The organism is Sphingobacterium sp. 40-24 (assembly GCF_001899705.1).
In the GTDB taxonomy this organism is placed as follows: domain Bacteria; phylum Bacteroidota; class Bacteroidia; order Sphingobacteriales; family Sphingobacteriaceae; genus Sphingobacterium; species Sphingobacterium multivorum.
This window is the reverse complement of record NZ_MKWH01000004.1, coordinates 55,926-72,478: the sequence shown is the minus strand read 5'-3', so window position 1 is coordinate 72,478 and position 16,553 is coordinate 55,926. Positions and strand designations below refer to the sequence as shown.

Annotated in this window: 16 protein-coding genes; 4 read left to right on the top strand and 12 right to left on the bottom strand. The window is 38.6% G+C overall.

Translation table 11 applies throughout. The annotated features are described in order from the left end of the window. Positions 1-33: 33 nt before the first annotated feature. From BGP15_RS00725 to BGP15_RS00695, 7 genes are all read right to left on the bottom strand, one after another. On the bottom strand, positions 34-246 hold the full coding sequence (locus tag BGP15_RS00725) for a hypothetical protein (RefSeq protein WP_201665811.1): 213 nt from the start codon (positions 244-246) through the stop codon (positions 34-36). 582 nt (positions 247-828) lie between these two features. Beyond that, complete coding sequence (locus tag BGP15_RS00720; RefSeq protein WP_286768438.1) at positions 829-1,272, bottom strand: SRPBCC family protein; 444 nt, start codon at positions 1,270-1,272, stop codon at positions 829-831. Between the two features lie 277 nt (positions 1,273-1,549). After that, on the bottom strand, positions 1,550-2,455 hold the full coding sequence (locus tag BGP15_RS00715; protein ID WP_070565230.1) for an AraC family transcriptional regulator: 906 nt from the start codon (positions 2,453-2,455) through the stop codon (positions 1,550-1,552). 201 nt (positions 2,456-2,656) lie between these two features. Further along, a complete protein-coding gene (locus BGP15_RS00710) occupies positions 2,657-3,646 on the bottom strand; it encodes a DUF5007 domain-containing protein (RefSeq protein ID WP_070565228.1) in 990 nt (329 codons plus the stop codon). Positions 3,647-3,654: 8 nt separating this feature from the next. After that, entirely contained in the window at positions 3,655-4,338 is a 684-nt protein-coding gene (locus tag BGP15_RS00705) for a hypothetical protein (RefSeq protein WP_286768437.1), read from the bottom strand. A 17-nt stretch (positions 4,339-4,355) separates the two neighbouring features. Next, a complete protein-coding gene (locus tag BGP15_RS00700) occupies positions 4,356-5,969 on the bottom strand; it encodes a RagB/SusD family nutrient uptake outer membrane protein (protein ID WP_046671676.1) in 1,614 nt (537 codons plus the stop codon). A gap of 4 nt (positions 5,970-5,973) precedes the next feature. Then, a complete protein-coding gene (locus BGP15_RS00695; RefSeq protein WP_046671675.1) occupies positions 5,974-9,111 on the bottom strand; it encodes a SusC/RagA family TonB-linked outer membrane protein in 3,138 nt (1,045 codons plus the stop codon). Positions 9,112-9,350: 239 nt separating this feature from the next. Here BGP15_RS00695 and BGP15_RS00690 point away from each other — a divergent pair, with 239 nt between their 5' ends. Together BGP15_RS00690 and BGP15_RS00685 are read left to right on the top strand one after the other, a co-directional pair. Next, positions 9,351-10,517 (top strand): purple acid phosphatase family protein, encoded by a 1,167-nt coding sequence (locus BGP15_RS00690; protein WP_286768436.1) that lies wholly within the window; start codon positions 9,351-9,353, stop codon positions 10,515-10,517. A 47-nt stretch (positions 10,518-10,564) separates the two neighbouring features. Beyond that, positions 10,565-11,101 carry a GNAT family N-acetyltransferase gene (locus BGP15_RS00685; protein WP_286768435.1) on the top strand — a complete coding sequence of 179 codons (537 nt, stop codon included), beginning with the start codon at positions 10,565-10,567 and terminating at the stop codon, positions 11,099-11,101. 25 nt (positions 11,102-11,126) lie between these two features. Here the strand turns inward: BGP15_RS00685 and BGP15_RS00680 are convergent, their stop codons facing one another. The 4 genes from BGP15_RS00680 to BGP15_RS00665 all read right to left on the bottom strand — a co-directional run bounded on the left by BGP15_RS00680 (position 11,127) and on the right by BGP15_RS00665 (position 13,094). Beyond that, positions 11,127-11,969 carry an alpha/beta hydrolase gene (locus BGP15_RS00680; protein WP_286768434.1) on the bottom strand — a complete coding sequence of 281 codons (843 nt, stop codon included), beginning with the start codon at positions 11,967-11,969 and terminating at the stop codon, positions 11,127-11,129. Positions 11,970-12,156: 187 nt separating this feature from the next. Continuing rightward, a complete protein-coding gene (locus tag BGP15_RS00675; protein WP_070565219.1) occupies positions 12,157-12,378 on the bottom strand; it encodes a methyltransferase type 11 in 222 nt (73 codons plus the stop codon). Between the two features lie 157 nt (positions 12,379-12,535). Beyond that, positions 12,536-12,664: a hypothetical protein gene (locus tag BGP15_RS00670; protein ID WP_256602545.1), complete on the bottom strand. Its 129-nt coding sequence runs from the start codon at positions 12,662-12,664 to the stop codon at positions 12,536-12,538. Positions 12,665-12,878: 214 nt separating this feature from the next. After that, a complete protein-coding gene (locus BGP15_RS00665) occupies positions 12,879-13,094 on the bottom strand; it encodes a hypothetical protein (protein WP_070565216.1) in 216 nt (71 codons plus the stop codon). Positions 13,095-13,415: 321 nt separating this feature from the next. Here BGP15_RS00665 and BGP15_RS00660 point away from each other — a divergent pair, with 321 nt between their 5' ends. After that, positions 13,416-14,321 carry a YncE family protein gene (locus BGP15_RS00660; RefSeq protein WP_286768433.1) on the top strand — a complete coding sequence of 302 codons (906 nt, stop codon included), beginning with the start codon at positions 13,416-13,418 and terminating at the stop codon, positions 14,319-14,321. Positions 14,322-14,402: 81 nt separating this feature from the next. Then, the gene (locus tag BGP15_RS00655) at positions 14,403-15,875 is read left to right on the top strand and encodes an alkaline phosphatase family protein (protein ID WP_286768432.1); all 1,473 of its coding nucleotides are present in this window, start codon (positions 14,403-14,405) and stop codon (positions 15,873-15,875) included. A gap of 71 nt (positions 15,876-15,946) precedes the next feature. On the opposite strand, the gene BGP15_RS00650 is transcribed toward BGP15_RS00655, so the two are convergent. Continuing rightward, entirely contained in the window at positions 15,947-16,543 is a 597-nt protein-coding gene (locus tag BGP15_RS00650; protein WP_286768431.1) for an HD domain-containing protein, read from the bottom strand. Positions 16,544-16,553 lie beyond the last annotated feature (10 nt).

Genomic DNA, 16,553 nt, shown 5'->3' with positions numbered 1-16,553 from the left:
TTTTCACCAAAATATTATCTACTGTTTATGGTATTAAATGCTAGTCCTCAAAAATTCTCGCTGCTGTTTTTCGCTTTTAATATCTTCAATATTTTTTTCAATCAACCAGGCTCTAAAATGCTCCGGATCTTGTGGTGTAAAATGGATTACTTCACCACATTTTAAAAGTAGGGAAAAGATTCCGCTAGCAGCAGCGAATTTTATGATTTCGTTAGAATGGTATCCAAGTTGGGAAAAATACTCCATTGTTCTTATTCAATTCTAGAAATAAATGCTTTCCACACTAATGTAGATCCGTATGGCCATTGATATTTCAGAAAGCATATTAATTTTTATTTCTTCACAGTTTTATAATTCATTCAAATATCGTAAATTATTTCAATTATTTCATCAAACAGATTATTAATTTAATTGTTATTTTCATAAATTAATCAAACAATTAACAAAGCTTCTACCAGAAATTATAGCTATCCTAGTTCCATTGAATTCAGATCCAATCAATTTTTCCACAGCGGAGAGGTTTTATTTCGACCGCATTAATCTACATAACATCAGGAGTAAATCTGAAGATGAGCTGGGATCCAATGGATATATGATAGACAGCTTAGAATCAAGGCTATGGTACTTTTTGGGGGAAAGAAAAATTATAGAGGCACTGTTTTAGGGATTATTAATCTCGGAGGAGAGACAGATACTGGAGCCCCCCAAGGGCAGGCTCACAGTTATATATTATTATGATAAAAAATCCATTCCGGAAGCTTGGTTGTCACATCCAACCCACTATGAAGATAGTAATATCTTAACAGAAGCTATATTTGCTAGCAAGGATCAATTCGAAAAAGGCTGTCCTTTACCTGTTTCAATATATGCTTCTAAACTTTTCACAAATTGTCGCCATCCATCTGTACAAATATCATAGCATTCGATTTCAGGGGATAAGCCAATATGTTCAAGTTTCAACACAATCCCGTTTTCTTTTTCTGTGATGTCCCAAACGATCGTTGTGTTAATCCATTCTTTTTGATTATTCAATCCGGGAAGGGCTATCAATGAATCTTCGACATGCCAAACAACTTTTGCATTTTCATGTAAGTCTTCCACTTGCATTACTTTGTAAATAAGATCTCCAAAGCGAATTGTAAATCTATCGTCCTTCTTATTGGAAGAGCCCTCAAACATGATTGTCCACCAAAATGGTATTTCATCGGTTAGTGCTTTAAAGACCCGATCCTTTGTTACATCCAACTGGATAGTTTGACTATAATTTTCCATTGCCAATTTTTTTTTATTAAATACGGCCTCGATTTTCCGTTATTATTAACGAATTTATAGATAGATTTTCCAATCGATCTTAGCATAAGACAAGTTTTTCTTTAGTTTTAGGTAGTAGCGGATAATAGCTGTATTACTTTTATACTCCAAACAACACGTTACTAATCAAATATAAAACCGTCTATGAAGATTATGCTTCAAAAATTAGGAATATTAGGATTTCTGATCGTACTAAATCTCTCCACATAAAAGCCACGTCTCACGACGTGGCCTTAAACTAAACATATGAAACAATTGTATTTTCTGTATAGCGCTGATCATAGCGCAAAATATACTCTTTCGGTGTGCAGCCGATAATCTGTTTAAATACGCGGTTAAAATTTGTAATGCTATTGAAGCCGCAGTTGTAAGCAATAAATGAGATATTTTCCAAATGTAAATGATCTTTTCCCAATTGACTACAAACCTCATTAATTCGTATCCGGTTTAGATAACCAACTAAAGTGATTCCACAGTGTTTTTTGAAATAACGGCAGAATGCCTGTGGCGACAGGTGTGCCCTTTCTGCAACACTTTCTAAAGTAAGCCCATGTTTAAAATGTGTATTGATATAATGACAAACCTTCTCTATGCGGTTATTTTTTCCAGTGGAACCGACTACAGTCTCCATCGGTTCGGGACAGAGCGCATCTGTTCTCTTTGAAATTTGGGCTAGTGTCCGGAGCAAATAGAAGAAATGCATCATTTTATCGATCTTTTCCGATTGTTTTAATAACAGCATACGCTTAGATACCATGTCGAAATCCACCTCCGGAATCTTAAATCCCCTGGAATCCTGACTTAAAAATTGCTCCAAGGATTCAAATTCACCCAACATAAAAAGTTGTTTCAACCTCCCTTCCGGATCAAAAAAGATCGAAATGGATCTAGCGGCATCACCAGCCTTATCCTCGGATACAGATTTAAATACATGTGCTTGGTGAGCAGCGATGAAAAATATATCGTTTTCCTTAAAGGGATGGAGGGTTTCATCCACAAGCAACACACCTTTTCCTTTCGTAATCCACATTAACTGGGCTTCTTGATGACGATGCAAATGTGGATAGAACGATTCCGAGATATCCTCCTGGACAGTGATGCTTTGTCCTTTAATTACAGGAATATTAAATTGTAACGTTTTCATAGCATGTTAGTATTAGGTTACTCAACATTGGTTTTACTAAATATAGACAACAAGCGTAACATATTGAGAAATGTCAATCGCACATCTAATAAAATGTCAAAATTTGCTCATAATTGGTTAATTTTCGCACTGTGGGCATCTAAGTTTAATATAGATCTGGGTTTAATAAAGTGTGGGGAACTTACTATGCTCCCCTAATCTTTATTGTGTAATACGCGTTACCGTTGGCAGTTTTACCTGAACCTCATAAGTACCTTCCATCAATAGCTGGAATCCAAAAACAGGGTTGACATTATTAGCACTTAAGCCGTCGATTTGGGCATACTTCATGGGGATGCGATAGTAATTGAGAAAACCCCAATCTGTTCCATCTTTTCCAATTAATTTAGCAAGCGGAAAAGGTGCAACCTCAAAATCACAGATCAACGAATTATCTGTCACTTGGACTGGATTAAACTTCACATGAGATTCAAACATCGGTCGATCCCCCCGTTTGATCACTTCTCCATTTTTAGGATTGAATGCATTTCCATTTTTATCGACGATCTTTAGGATAACACGAGCGCCATCGTTTGAAATTTTTGTACAAGTCACTTTTGGGGCTGTAATTCCGGTAAAAACTTCTGCAGCGCTCGATCCACTTGCCGCTTGATAGGTTACTTTAAACATATCATCAATCGTAGGTTCTACAATCTCGATGGTGGCCAATTTAGGGAATACACGCTCTCCTCTAGGGTTGGTCATTTTGACATCAAAATTAAAACGCCCTAAAGGTAGATTGGCAGAAGCTCGATTAAAAACCAGCTGTCCACTGACTGTATTAAATTCCATCGGGGCTTTCTTTACTGTTTCTCTCTTTTTATTGAGTAGTTCGACCGTGGTATCTGTCTCGGCATTGAACACTAAACCAGGCTTAAATGTTAGAATGTCAAATTCTTTAAAAAAGACATCCGGTGCGGGCTGACCTGTTGCTTCATCGTTTAAGTTTAACAATTCGAATGTATAGGGGGGCGTAGAACCATCTGTATTAATACGGTCAGACATCGTTAGGGACATTCCACGTTTGCAAAAGATGGTATTATCTTTATATCGTATACCTTCGCTCAAAAAGCCGTTTTCAATTTTCTTGCAGCCAGAAGTTAGCGCAAAAGCAAACAGCAAGCTATATAAAATTTTTAAATTCGTTTTCATATCAGTTTCTAATCAGCCATTTTTCCGGCGTTAAAAAATAAACGATGTGTGTTTTGCAATACATGCAATACACCTGTCGTCGTCCTAATTCCCGAGGTTTGACAATCATAGGATTTATCAAGTTGATCTTTTGGAATCGCATTATAATCGGGTTCCTCAGCATCAAGAGTACCGATCACCTTTGTGAAATTGAGATAATCTACATAATCCAGATAATCGCTGTAGTCACGTGTTCTGCGCAATTTGATATTGAACCTGACATTGGGAATTGCACCAAGCTTGCTTACAAAATATTTGTTGTCAGGGCTGAGATTTTCTCGTGTGATCTTTCCATCGAATAGGTAGATCATCATCGAATCACGTAATTCTTTGACTGGGATGTTATTGATCCCGAACTGAATATTTTCGTTTCCCACCTCAATGATCCTTTGTTGTTTTTTGGCGGCTACATAATCTCGTACGCCATAATCGCTCGTTGCAAAGAACGTGACATCTGAATTCACAATATCTTTAATACCGGCACGGTCTATAATCTTAACCAACGAATCAAAGCTACCATGCTGCCTCAAAAAATCATAAGTTGTCTGGTTCACGTTGGCATCGCTCTTTCCACCATCGACTTTATAATTATCCTTCTTACATGCGAAAAGAAAAATTAATATTGACGCAAACAATCCTGTTATCTTTTTCATAATTCTTTTTTTAGTGCTTACACCTTTCCTCTCCAGTATGAGGTCTGTGTCAACTTGTTATTATTTTTGAATAGGGCTGGATTAATTGGCCAATAGAATCCTTCCTGACGGAAGCGGGACTCCGAGAGCCATGGAACAAAATTGCTGTATTGCCTTGTTCGCAATAGATCATAAAAAATATGCCCTTCGAGATAAAGTTCTTTTCCTCTTTCAATAATATATTCGTACATGACATCGTCTTTACTCGATGTATTATCCACGAAGGCAGATTCATCGGCGCCATTCCTTTTTCTAAATTCATTGATGATGTCTATTGCTTTGGAAACTTGATTTCTATAAAGTGCAATTTCGGCTTTCAACAAGCGCATATCCGCTAACCTAAAGACAATCAGATTATTGCTAACATAAGCATCTTGCTTTTGTGAGGGATTACGGTAGACAACACTTTGATATTTTACGCAAGTAGGTTTATCACTGTTTAGATCGGTAAAATTACGTCTACAACGAATATCACTATCGTCGAAGACCTGTGAAGGCATCGCCTTCCACTCCCACTGCTGCAAACTTGTATTCCAATACCAGTCCCAAACCTGGTCTATTTTATAAAAATGATTTGTCAGATAATCTGCATTGACATAACACCTCGAATTTGTTCCAGAAGTTGCCAGCTGCGCAGTTCTCAAAAACATATTGGCAATATGTTGATTGGTTCCTTCGCGTGTATTTTCACTCATTGCAATTTCAAAAATACCTTCACTCGAAAGTCCTTCGAAAGTCTTATAATAATTAGATGTGTCGGTCAATGAATACATACCATTATTTAAGATTTCATCGATGGCTTTATCTGCTTTGTCTACCGTTTCGAGATCAGGTTGGTTTGAATTGACATCACTCATTGTTGCCTTCCAAAGGTAGAAATGAGCTAACAATGCATTCACCGCGCCTTTATTGGCTGTGACTTTGGCGTTCCCAACAAGTGAATATTGCCAAGGCAACAATTCATGTGCCTGCAGTGCATCCTTCTCGATCTGCGCCATAACCTCTTTTTTGGTACTCCGTGCTAATTCTGGAGCAGAAATAGGGTCGTCGTATTCTTCCGTTACCACGGGCACGTCTCCCCACACGCGTAGCATCATAAAATAAGTGAACGCCCGTAAAAAATAAGCCTCTCCAAGCATCTCATTTTTGAACTTCGTTGGATTGGTCACATCGGTCAGTAAATCGTCCGCCACCTTAGGAACTCGATTAATAATGATATTGCTCATCGTAATCGCTTTATAGTACTTGGTCCAATCTCCAAAATTCTCTACATTGTATTGAAATGTAAAATCTCCATTTTGGATCCCTTCGAGTCCATCACCATTATATTGGATTGTAAAATAATTCTTGGCAATTGCATCGCCATACATAAAGTATCGTGGACTCGGATTCCAGTTACCCGAATTCATCACATCCCGTACCAAAGCATAGTTACCTGCCATAGCACTCCGTAAATCCCCTGAGCTTTTCCAATATGCGCCCGCGAAAGTCGAATTGACGGGTTCTTCCACCAAAAACTTTTTACATGACCCTAGCAAGAAAACCAGCATCAATAGCACCGCTAGTCTATAATTTAAAAAAAATCTTTTCATCGTCTTAAAAAGTTAGTTCAAATCCTAATGTATATTTTCTTGGAATCGGATAACCACCACCGTTATACTCTCCATATGGGTTTACAGCCTCGGCATCCGGCAATTTTTTTGATTTTTGCCAACGGGCAACATTATCCACTATACCAAAGAATCTCACTTTGGAAATACTCCATTTCTTGCTGATCCGTTCAGGGAGGTTGTAAGAAAAAATCAGGTTCTTAAATCGCATATAGGAACCATTTTCTAAAAAGAAAGTCTGCGCAGAGGTGTAATAGTAACGATAGGTGCCGATATCATATTTTGCGTATTCGGCCTTGTCGCCGGGCTGTTTCCAGATATTGAGTTTGTCCAGATCCCGTATCGAATAGTAAGCAAAATTTGAAGTCGCATCGCCCGAAGTGGAGTTACTGAATTGATCTGATTCAAAAAGATTCAGTACATCCCTCCCAAAACCGTAGGTAAAAAACAAAGTAAGCGAAAAGTCTTTATAACTAAAGACGTTATTCCAGCCTCCGGTCCACTTAAAATTAGGATCTCCAATCGCCCTTTTATCTGGATTAATACCACTATTAAATACGTCTACAAAATAATCGCCATCTATATCTTCAAAATAAAAATCTCCGGGATTGAATGTTCCATTGGAATTTCGATAGCGTTCGCCTGTATATGGATTGACCGGAATATCGTCCAGGGTCGAGAAAACCCCCAGAGTTTTATAGAGATAAAATGCATTGATCGGGCTGCCCACCGAGAGGATATGAGATTTATCAAATCGATCGCCATCCATGACCATATCGCGGCCGCCATTTGGCAGATTCATGATCCGATTCTTGACATAGGAAATATTTAAATTGGACCGCCAGCTCAATGTGGAGCTACGTGGGAACATATCAGCAGACAATTGAATATCGACACCTGAATTGCGGATTCCTACCGAATTTGTTTTGGCGTAATCGTATCCGGACGTGACGGGAAGCATGACGTCAAATAGCCCATCATAGTTTTCCTTATTAAATACATCTACCATAGCTGTAAAACGTCCCTTGTACAATTCCATATCGACACCTAAATTCCATTGCCTATTGCGCTCCCAGCTGAGATTTTTTTGGGCAACGCCATTATTAAAGTTTGGTGTAATAGCCACTTGGCCATTATAGGAAGTTGCTCCGGAATTACCCTGATACCCCCCATTATTGACATTATAGAGATTATACTGCAAATAGTTACTTTTAGGGAGAGATCCGGTCAATCCATAACTTCCTCTAATTTTAAGTAAGGTGAATATAGGATTGTTTTTCAGAAAATCTTCTTCAGTTAAAATCCAGCCGACAGATGCGGACGGAAAATATCCCCATTTGTTGTTTTCTCCAAATCGGGACGATCCATCCGCACGGACAGCCCCTGAAAACAGGTATTTACTATCAAAATCATAGGAAAAGCGACCGAGATAGGACAGCTGTGACCACTTTTGCAAATCGGAGTTGGCACCGATGTTATTTTGCAGAAATCCTGTAACCACTTGGATCTGATCCGATACCCCCTGACTACCCCATGCGGATACGTTTTGCATTTTATTTTTTTCCGCTTCCTGACCCAGTAGTACATTTAAAGAGTGTTTTCCAAACTGTTTGATATAAGTTAAAAAGTTCGATATCCTGACTTGGCTATTCTCATAAGAATAAGCTGACGAATAATTACCGGCACCGCTCATCAAAGCTGATGGCCTATTATAAGCCCTATTGGCCATATCTTTGATATAGGCGGATTGGGAAGTAAAAGTTAATCCTGGTGCAATATTGAAAATCAGATTTAGATTGGTATTCAGATTAGAAGATTCATTGTTATCAAGACTACTATTATAGGTACCCAAAAGGTAAGTTTTTTTTGCATCTGAAAGATTAAAAAGTGATGATGGCATACTACCGGCACTCAAGGCAATTGGGCTCACGTCACTCCCGCTTCCTCGCGCTCGCTTATTATACGAATAGGCCACAATGGGATTGATCGTTAAACGTTCATTGATTGCCTTACTGGACAAATTGAGCCTTCCAGTATAGCGTTTAAATCCGGTTGCTTTAATGATTCCCGCCTCATCGTAATAGTTCCCACTAAAACGATATGAACTAATCGCTGACCCGCCGCTAACAGAAAGATCTGCACTCTTAATCTTTCCTTTTTGGTAGAATAGATCCTGCCAATCTGTATTCCCATTGAATGCAGGGTTCAACGAATCGGTAAGCATAAAGGGCAGATTTCTGAAATCGTTGGAAGAAAGCTGATTCTTTAGTATCCTCATCTTCTGCTCACGCTCGGTTCTTCCGAGTGTCACTTCACGGAGTTCGGGCCGTTGCGTTAGACCACCATATCCGGTTAACATAAAACGCGGATCTCCGTTACGCCCTTTTTTCGTCGTGATCATGATCACCCCATTTGCTGCCCTAGAACCATAAATTGCGGCGGCAGAAGCATCTCGGAGCACATCCACAGATTCGATATCATTCGGATTCAGACCTGCTAGATAATTTGTTCCTGTTCCTGTATTCGGGCCTACAAATTGTTCCGTTGGCTGCGGAACTCCGTCAATAACATAGAGTGGATTACTAATGACATTGTAATAATCGTCATTGGAGTAATTCAGGCTAACGGCCGATGTACCACGAACAGCCAATGTCGGCGAAGCACCTGGAGCGCCAGAAAAATTCTGAACGTTGACGCCGGCCAATCTTCCCTGAAGCAACATATCAAAACTGGCTGCCGGAAGATTTTCCAGATCTTTACCCGAAATACTTGAAATCGCAGCGGTCGCTTTTTTGCGGGAGGTACTCTGGTAACCGATCACTACGGCTTCATCTAGAATACTCAATGTTTCGACCAGGGTAAAGGTCATTTTGCCTGCCTCGGGAATGGGTTGACGAGCCCGCTCGTATCCGATAAAACTTGTCTCTAAGATATCTCCGGATTTACCTGAAATCTTAAAATTCCCCTGATCATCGGTCTGTGTACTGTTGGAAGTACTCGTGTTTCTCAAAGTTACTCCGGCCAATTGTTTACCATTTTTATCACGTACGGTTCCCGTGATCTGCTGGCCCAGTGCAATTAGTGAAGTTAGAAACACAGATAAAAATAAAACTATCTTTTTCATTTGTGTTTGATTAGGTGCTCTTACTTAGGTTATTCCAAATATAAGTGCCAAACACAGGTCACATTTTCTTAATTATTACCTGTTTACAGCACTTTTTTAGCAAAAAACAAAACGAGACATCTTTTAGTCTAGCAAGACTGTTACATTTCAATCCATAGCTTGTTCACACAATTTTATATCTTTAGCGCAAGAAAAAACCGATTTAGGTTCCAAAATCAATTATAGCCCCAGGTAATACAATGACTAAACTAAAATGCATCATCCTATTGTTGTTCTTCAATTGTTTTATGGCAGTTGGTCAGGATGCGATCAGAATAAATCACTTACCTTTCATTCAAGGATTAACAGAGCAATCTGTTTCCATTATTTGGACGACAGACAAGCCTGCTACTGGCTGGGTTGAGCTGGCCCCAGATGACTCCAGTCACTTTTACTTTAAGGAAAGACCAAAATATTATGCGGCTGCCTATGGCTTCAAAAAAGTAGGTACGTTGCATCAAGTTACATTGAACAACCTAAAACCTGGAACACGCTATAGATATCGTGTGTATAGTCAAGAAGTCCTCAAACATGTTGGCGTCAATGTACAATATGGAAAAGTAGTAGCCAGTGATGTTTATCAAAAGGCACCCTTATTTTTCCAAACCTTTGGCCATGCCAGCTCCACCCATTTTACAGTTGTCAATGATATTCATGAGCGCAATGAGGTACTCGATAAGCTACTGGATATCGGCAATCTAAAGACAAGTGACTTTGTGGTATTCAACGGTGATATGGTTAGTAATCTACTCAGTGAAACACAGCTGTATGAGGGGTTCATGGATACCGCCATTAAAAAGTTCGCCAGTGAAAAACCAATGTTTTATGCAAGAGGCAATCATGAAACACGTGGACCTTTTGCCATTGAATATCCCAAATATTTCCCAACACCAACAGGTAAACTATATTACCAATTTAAGCATGGGAATACCGGTTTTATCGTCTTAGATTGCGGTGAAGACAAGCCCGATACCGACATTGAATATAGCGGTATTGTAGACATGGATAACTATAGAAGCGAACAAGCGGCCTGGTTAGCTCAAGCAGTTGAGGACCCGTCATTTAAAGATGCTAAATATAAGATCGTAATCTGCCATATGCCCCCTTTTGGTGGCTGGCACGGGGAACAGGAGATTTTGGAGAAATTTGTTCCTATCCTCAACAAAGCAGGAACACAGATCATGTTATCAGGACATTTACATAGACACATTATCAAAAATGCGACAAATACAGTACAATTTCCGATCATTGTAAATTCCAACAACAATGTGCTCCGCGTAGATTTAGACGACGAAAAAGGAATCTTCAAAATTCTCGATCAGCAGGGGAAAATGGTCGATCAAGTAATCATTAAGCCGTTAAAATAAAGCGGTAAATTCGCGTATGAAATAACGAACACCATTTTTATGAAACGATGATCGATTTAAAGCCGCTCTCACTCGAAGATGTCTCTCCATTTTATGAATGGATCAATGATGAGATGTCTATAAAGTACTCCCTTTCTCTTTTTCAGTCGCTAAACACAAGGGATCAAATCGACAATTGGTTTCTCTCCGTTGTCAACGATTCTAAACATTTTAATCGTGGAATTTTCCTAAACGACTCTAATAAACTGATTGGTTATACAGGCATTTGTAATATTTCCAAAGCAAACAGATCTGGAGAGTATTTTATTTTTATAGGTGATCGCGAAGAATGGGGGAAGGGAATAGGCACTCAAGTTACCAAATTAATCTTAGCTATCGGATTTGGAAAACTAGAGCTCAACAGAATTATGCTGACGGTATCTGAGCCAAACTATGCAGCCATAAAAGCATATGAAAACGCCGGTTTTAAATTGGAGGGAAGAATGCGTAAAGCCTGTTTTAGAGATAATCAATTTCACGACAAGCTATTGATGTCAATCCTGGAAGATGAGTGGCGTGATCGCACAAAACTAAGTATAAAATAAAACTAATATCAGAATAGACATATTACTACTTTGAATAGACCGTTTTTGGATACAACTTCTTAAAAGCGTTGTAGACCGCTTGATGTATTACAGTCGAATGCAATTCATCGGGCATGTAATCAAATACAAAATGAATCTTCTTGTTTCGTTTAAGAATCTCCGATAACACTATAGCCTCATCATACATTCTTATGTCTTCTTCCTTGTTGGGGATACCGAGGTAAACCTTTATATTTTTTTTCAAATTAGTTTGCAGAAACTTCTCCCCATGCGTCAATAAAGACTCTTCTCCCCACCATAAACTTGGACTTATAATAATATAATCATCAAATAATTCGGGTTGTTTAAATAATATTTCTGATGAAAAAAGTTCTGCCAATGATTCTCCAATTAAAGTCTGTTTTCCGTTCGATTTAAAAATGCCATTTATATAAGGGATCAATTCATTTTTCAGGAATATCCGGTATTTTTCTGAACCACCATACGAAGGAAAGCTCGCTTTTTGAAAACCTTCCTTTTCTATAAAATCTGTGTTTTCAACAGGAAAGGTAAAATCTCTCCTTCGTGTGTTTCCACCGATTCCAACAACAATACTTTGCGGGAATCTATCGATCCAGGGTTGTGTACTGAAACGGACAATACCGGCTATATGAAAAAAATCTTCATCCATACTACCATCAAGAACATAAACAATTGGATAGCGAACAGAATCATTGGGGTTATAATTGTCGGGAAGATGAATGTTGATCATTCTGTCTTCAGCCAAAACTTTTGAATGCAATATCTCTGATGTGCCTATCGTTAACGGTGTTCCATTTTGTGCAAAACAGTGTGTATTAAGAATAAAGAGCATTAAAAAAATGAGCATGCTATTGCCTATCATATCCGATATATTACGCTTACCAACAATGTTTTTTTGAGTAATCTTATATTGAAATACTTGACTATTAGACATAACATCCTTAGGGACTGCCAACAGTTTTGTTCAACAAATTACCAGCGCAATTTACAACGAAAATTAATATAATAGTTAGCTTTTTATTTTTCATGAATGATTAAATGATTCTTTCGCAACGATAACCCCACTCAAACATCTTTCTAACAATGCTGTTGGTCTCAATTTCCAATTGCGAAGATTCAATTCTTAGAATACGTTCTTCATCTTCAAGATCGAAGTTAATTTTATAAGATGAAAACAGGCTGACAAGAGTTGCAACAATTTGCTGTGCATCTTTCATTCGATAAACATTGGTTTTAAATATTTCGACTCGTTTCATTAGATCAGATTAAGTTCCATTCAAGAAATACGGTATTAGTCCTATTCCGTTTACTCATTCTAAACTACAATACGGGGCGTGCAACAGCTACAAAATTTAGATAAAGACAGTAAAAAACTCGGTAAATATGGGAAATTAAACGGTGAACATCGAGTTGCTATTTAATAACTGAATTGTAACCGTTCATAAATCCCTGAATAAGTTCTGGTAGATTCAATAATAGAAATACGCAAATGACAATAGCAATAATGGCATAAAAAAACCACGACGAACTTTTCTTTTTCATAACAAGCTATTTAAGAATAATCAATTTAAAAATATAGGCTTCCCAAAGCTAGAAATTACGCTAGAGCTCTACACAAATGAACAGATGCCGTAACATACCCTTTGGATTTTTCACTATAACTCAATATACGAAATTAATCTATATAACAAAAAAGTAATTTAAAAATTATATTTTTCAAAAATAAAAACAGCAGCTTCAAATAAGAAAGTTCATGTTATAAAATGGAATCTTTGCAGTCGGTATATAAATGAATCTTATCTTGCCGCATACTGTGTAAGGTATTAGGCTTTACAGTGCCATTGATTGAAGATTTATATTCTACCATCGTGTCTCCAATATTGGCCTGGGAATCTTTAGTTTTCACATTGGTAGAGAGGCTTACCAATCCTACTATAGTTAAAATTGCTAATGAATTAAAGAAGTGTATCATAAATAAAGATTGAATAGTTTATCCGCCCAATTTCAAAAAACAAACTGTAAAACACCATAATTTTTCGGTGAAAAAACAATTTTCATCGGTAAACAACAGAGTTTTACCTATTAACCGATCACCCCTTGTTATAAACGATTACAAAGAGTATTCCGTGCAAAATTTTCTGATCAGTCCTGTATTACAGATTTTCAGAGGCCCTTGACCATACTAAAAAACAGCGCGTCATCACCTACACTAAGTTCGCGGTCCAATATTAAGTTTTCTTTAATTTTGAAGCTTCCTATTTAGTCTGACTACTCAATTTCGTAAATATGTCCCATGAAAAGAATAGGAACATTTATTTTGACAACGTGTATGTTTGCAACCTCACAACTCACATTCAGTCAAAACAATATACAAAATAGGATTAGTTCAATTTTGGAAAGCAATAAAGTTGGACTACCAAATGGCTGGACACTAACCCCTGTTGGGAAACAGATAGAGCTCGGAGATTTACCGCTGAACTTAGTTATCAGTCATCATAAAAAGCTTGCAGCTGTCAGCAACAATGGACAAAGTACACAAACAATAGATCTTATCGATCTCGCTTCACAACGAAAAATCGATAGTATTGCTATACCAAAATCTTGGTATGGATTGGCTTTTTCGAGCGATGATAATACACTGTATACTTCTGGGGGACATGATAACATGATCAGGATCTATAAAATCAACGGTGGAAAAATTGCATCCAAAGATTCTATTGTTCTTGGCAAGCCATGGCCCAATAAAATAGGAATAGCCGGATTGGCTGTAGATGATAAAAACAAACAACAATTATATACTGTCACCAGAGAAGATAAAAAACTATATGTCATCGACTTAAAAACCAAAGCAACGAAAGCAACTTATGATTTGGGAGCTGAGGGGTATACCTGCCAGCTAACACCTGATGCAAAACAACTCTATATCAGCGTCTGGGGCGGAGAAAAGATTTTAGTATGGGATGTTACACAAAATAAGATAACCAAAGAGATCCCTGTAGGTAGCCACCCAAATGAAATTACGTTTAGTAAAAATGGTAAATGGCTTTTTGTCGCCAACGCAAATGACAACTCGGTATCCATAATCGATACTAAAACAGGAGCAGTCGTAGAAACATTGAATGCAGCATTGTATCCTAATGCTCCAAGTGGATCGACCAGCAATGGTGTTGCTTTGTCCACAGATGGTAAAACCCTTTAAATAGCCAATGCAGACAACAATTGTTTAGCAGTATTCGACGTAAGCAAGCCTGGGAGATCTATTTCGAAAGGATTTATTCCAGTGGGCTGGTATCCAACGAATGTAAAAGTAGTCGATAAAACAATTCTGGTTACAAATGGTAAAGGCTTATCATCCAAAGCTAATCCACAAGGTCCCAATCCGACAGACCAAAAGGAAAAAGTCGATCGTCATGCAGGCGACCTCAACAAACCAAAAGAGATACAATATATTGCTGGTCTTTTTAGGGGAACGTTAAGCTTTATACCTGATCCTAAACCAGAAGAACTCGCCCTATATTCTCGTGCGGTATATCGGAATACGCCCTATTCGAAAGAAAAAGAGCTGCAAACAGAGGGTGAAGCCGGCAACCCTATTCCAATGAAAGTTGGAGCCCCCTCTCCGATCAAATACGTATTTTATGTCATCAAAGAAAATCGTACCTACGATCAAGTTCTAGGTGATGTTAAACAAGGAAATGGAGACGCTTCACTTTGTTTATTCGGCGAAAAAATCACGCCTAATCAACACAAAATTGTCAATGAATTTGCACTTCTAGACAATTTCTATGTCGATGCGGAAGTTAGTGCGGATGGGCACAATTGGAGTATGGGTGCTTATGCCACCGACTATCTGGAGAAAACCTGGCCATCAAGCTATGGCGGTCGCGGCGGCACTTATGGAGGAGAAGGGGAACGAGAAATAGCCAACAATAAAGGCGGATTTATTTGGGATAATGCCAAGCGACATCAGGTATCTTATCGCACCTATGGTGAATTCGCAGATAAAGGAAAACCCAACGTAAAATCTTTGGAAGGGCATGTTGCCACTGGATATACAAGTTATGACCTGAGTGTTGCCGACACCACACGTATAAGACAATGGAAAGCTGATTTTGATCAACTCATCCAAAAAGGAGAAATGCCCCAATTGACAACCATTCGAATCAGCAACGACCATACGGAAGGGATGCGTGCCGGCAAAAAGTCCCCTTATGCTCATGTAGCGGACAATGACCTCGCTGTTGGGATGTTTGTTGACCATATCAGCAAGAGTCCAATCTGGAAAGAATCTGCGATCTTTATACTGGAAGATGATGCCCAGAATGGTCCTGACCATGTGGATGCACACCGTAGTCCTGCCTATTTGATTAGCCCTTATGTAAAAAGAAGATCTGTAGATCACACCATGTATTCAACCTCAGGGATGATTAGAACGATAGAGCTGATTTTAGGGATGAAACCAATGACGCAATACGACGCTGCTGCAACACCCATGTGGCGATCGTTTAGCAATAACCCCGATTATACTCCATTTGATCATGTCGACGCAAATGTAGATCTCAATGAGCGCAATCCAAGTAAAGGGAAACTAGCTGTATGGAGTGACAAATATGATTGGTCGAAAGAAGACGCGGTACCTGATTTGGTATTCAATGAAATTCTATGGCAGGGACTTAAAGGTGAATCTGCTCCAGCTCCAAAAAGAGCCGCCTTCCTAAAGGTAAGCGAACAAAAAGAGGATGATGACGATTAATGTATATTTATAAAACCACAATGGTCAGCAATAGTATCGGGATTACTGCTGGCCATTGATGAGTATCCTACCTACTCTCCTTTTTTCAGAATCCCCCGAGCAACTCCAGCATCAATCAATTTTTCTGCATATTCCCACAATACTGCTGAGCCATCCTTAATGACAGATTTTTTTTCATAAACCTTTTCATAATTTACACCAGGTTCATTCCAGGTTCCACCATTATTGGAACTATTCTGTAAAAGTGGCTCCAATCGATCCATCGCTCGTGCGAACTGTGCTTCCGGCGTTTGACCAGCTTCAAATTCTTCCCAGATCGCAATGAGTTCCTCTGCTTGCTGCCCAGGCAAAATTCCAAAAATCCGCTGAGCTGCCAAACGCTCCGCTATTGTATTGGTATGGTTTTTTCCTGTATCATAGATAAAAGTATCACCTGCATCGATTTCGACGATATCATGTATCAATACCATTTTGACTACCTTCAATAAATCCACTGATTGATTTGCATGTTCTAAAAGCACAATAGCCATTAGGGCAAGATGCCAACTGTGTTCAGCGTCATTTTCGGGACGGTCACTATTGAAAAGTTTTGTCCTGCGCTGGATATATTTAATCTTGTCGATCTCCTTAATAAACTCGATCTGTTGTAATAATTTGTCTGAAAGCATCACTCTGAAT

Coding starts and splice junctions, on each gene's coding strand:
- BGP15_RS00705 (WP_286768437.1), bottom strand. CDS start 4,338: ATGAAAAAGATAACAGGATTGTTTGCGTCAATATTAATTTTTCTTTTC.
- BGP15_RS00650 (WP_286768431.1), bottom strand. CDS start 16,543: ATGCTTTCAGACAAATTATTACAACAGATCGAGTTTATTAAGGAGATC.
- BGP15_RS00715 (WP_070565230.1), bottom strand. CDS start 2,455: ATGAAAACGTTACAATTTAATATTCCTGTAATTAAAGGACAAAGCATC.
- BGP15_RS00720 (WP_286768438.1), bottom strand. CDS start 1,272: ATGGAAAATTATAGTCAAACTATCCAGTTGGATGTAACAAAGGATCGG.
- BGP15_RS00710 (WP_070565228.1), bottom strand. CDS start 3,646: ATGAAAACGAATTTAAAAATTTTATATAGCTTGCTGTTTGCTTTTGCG.
- BGP15_RS00695 (WP_046671675.1), bottom strand. CDS start 9,111: ATGAAAAAGATAGTTTTATTTTTATCTGTGTTTCTAACTTCACTAATT.
- BGP15_RS00670 (WP_256602545.1), bottom strand. CDS start 12,664: ATGAAAAAGAAAAGTTCGTCGTGGTTTTTTTATGCCATTATTGCTATT.
- BGP15_RS00725 (WP_201665811.1), bottom strand. CDS start 246: ATGGAGTATTTTTCCCAACTTGGATACCATTCTAACGAAATCATAAAA.
- BGP15_RS00660 (WP_286768433.1), top strand. CDS start 13,416: ATGAAAAGAATAGGAACATTTATTTTGACAACGTGTATGTTTGCAACC.
- BGP15_RS00690 (WP_286768436.1), top strand. CDS start 9,351: ATGACTAAACTAAAATGCATCATCCTATTGTTGTTCTTCAATTGTTTT.
- BGP15_RS00675 (WP_070565219.1), bottom strand. CDS start 12,378: ATGAAACGAGTCGAAATATTTAAAACCAATGTTTATCGAATGAAAGAT.
- BGP15_RS00700 (WP_046671676.1), bottom strand. CDS start 5,969: ATGAAAAGATTTTTTTTAAATTATAGACTAGCGGTGCTATTGATGCTG.
- BGP15_RS00680 (WP_286768434.1), bottom strand. CDS start 11,969: ATGCTCATTTTTTTAATGCTCTTTATTCTTAATACACACTGTTTTGCA.
- BGP15_RS00665 (WP_070565216.1), bottom strand. CDS start 13,094: ATGATACACTTCTTTAATTCATTAGCAATTTTAACTATAGTAGGATTG.
- BGP15_RS00685 (WP_286768435.1), top strand. CDS start 10,565: ATGATCGATTTAAAGCCGCTCTCACTCGAAGATGTCTCTCCATTTTAT.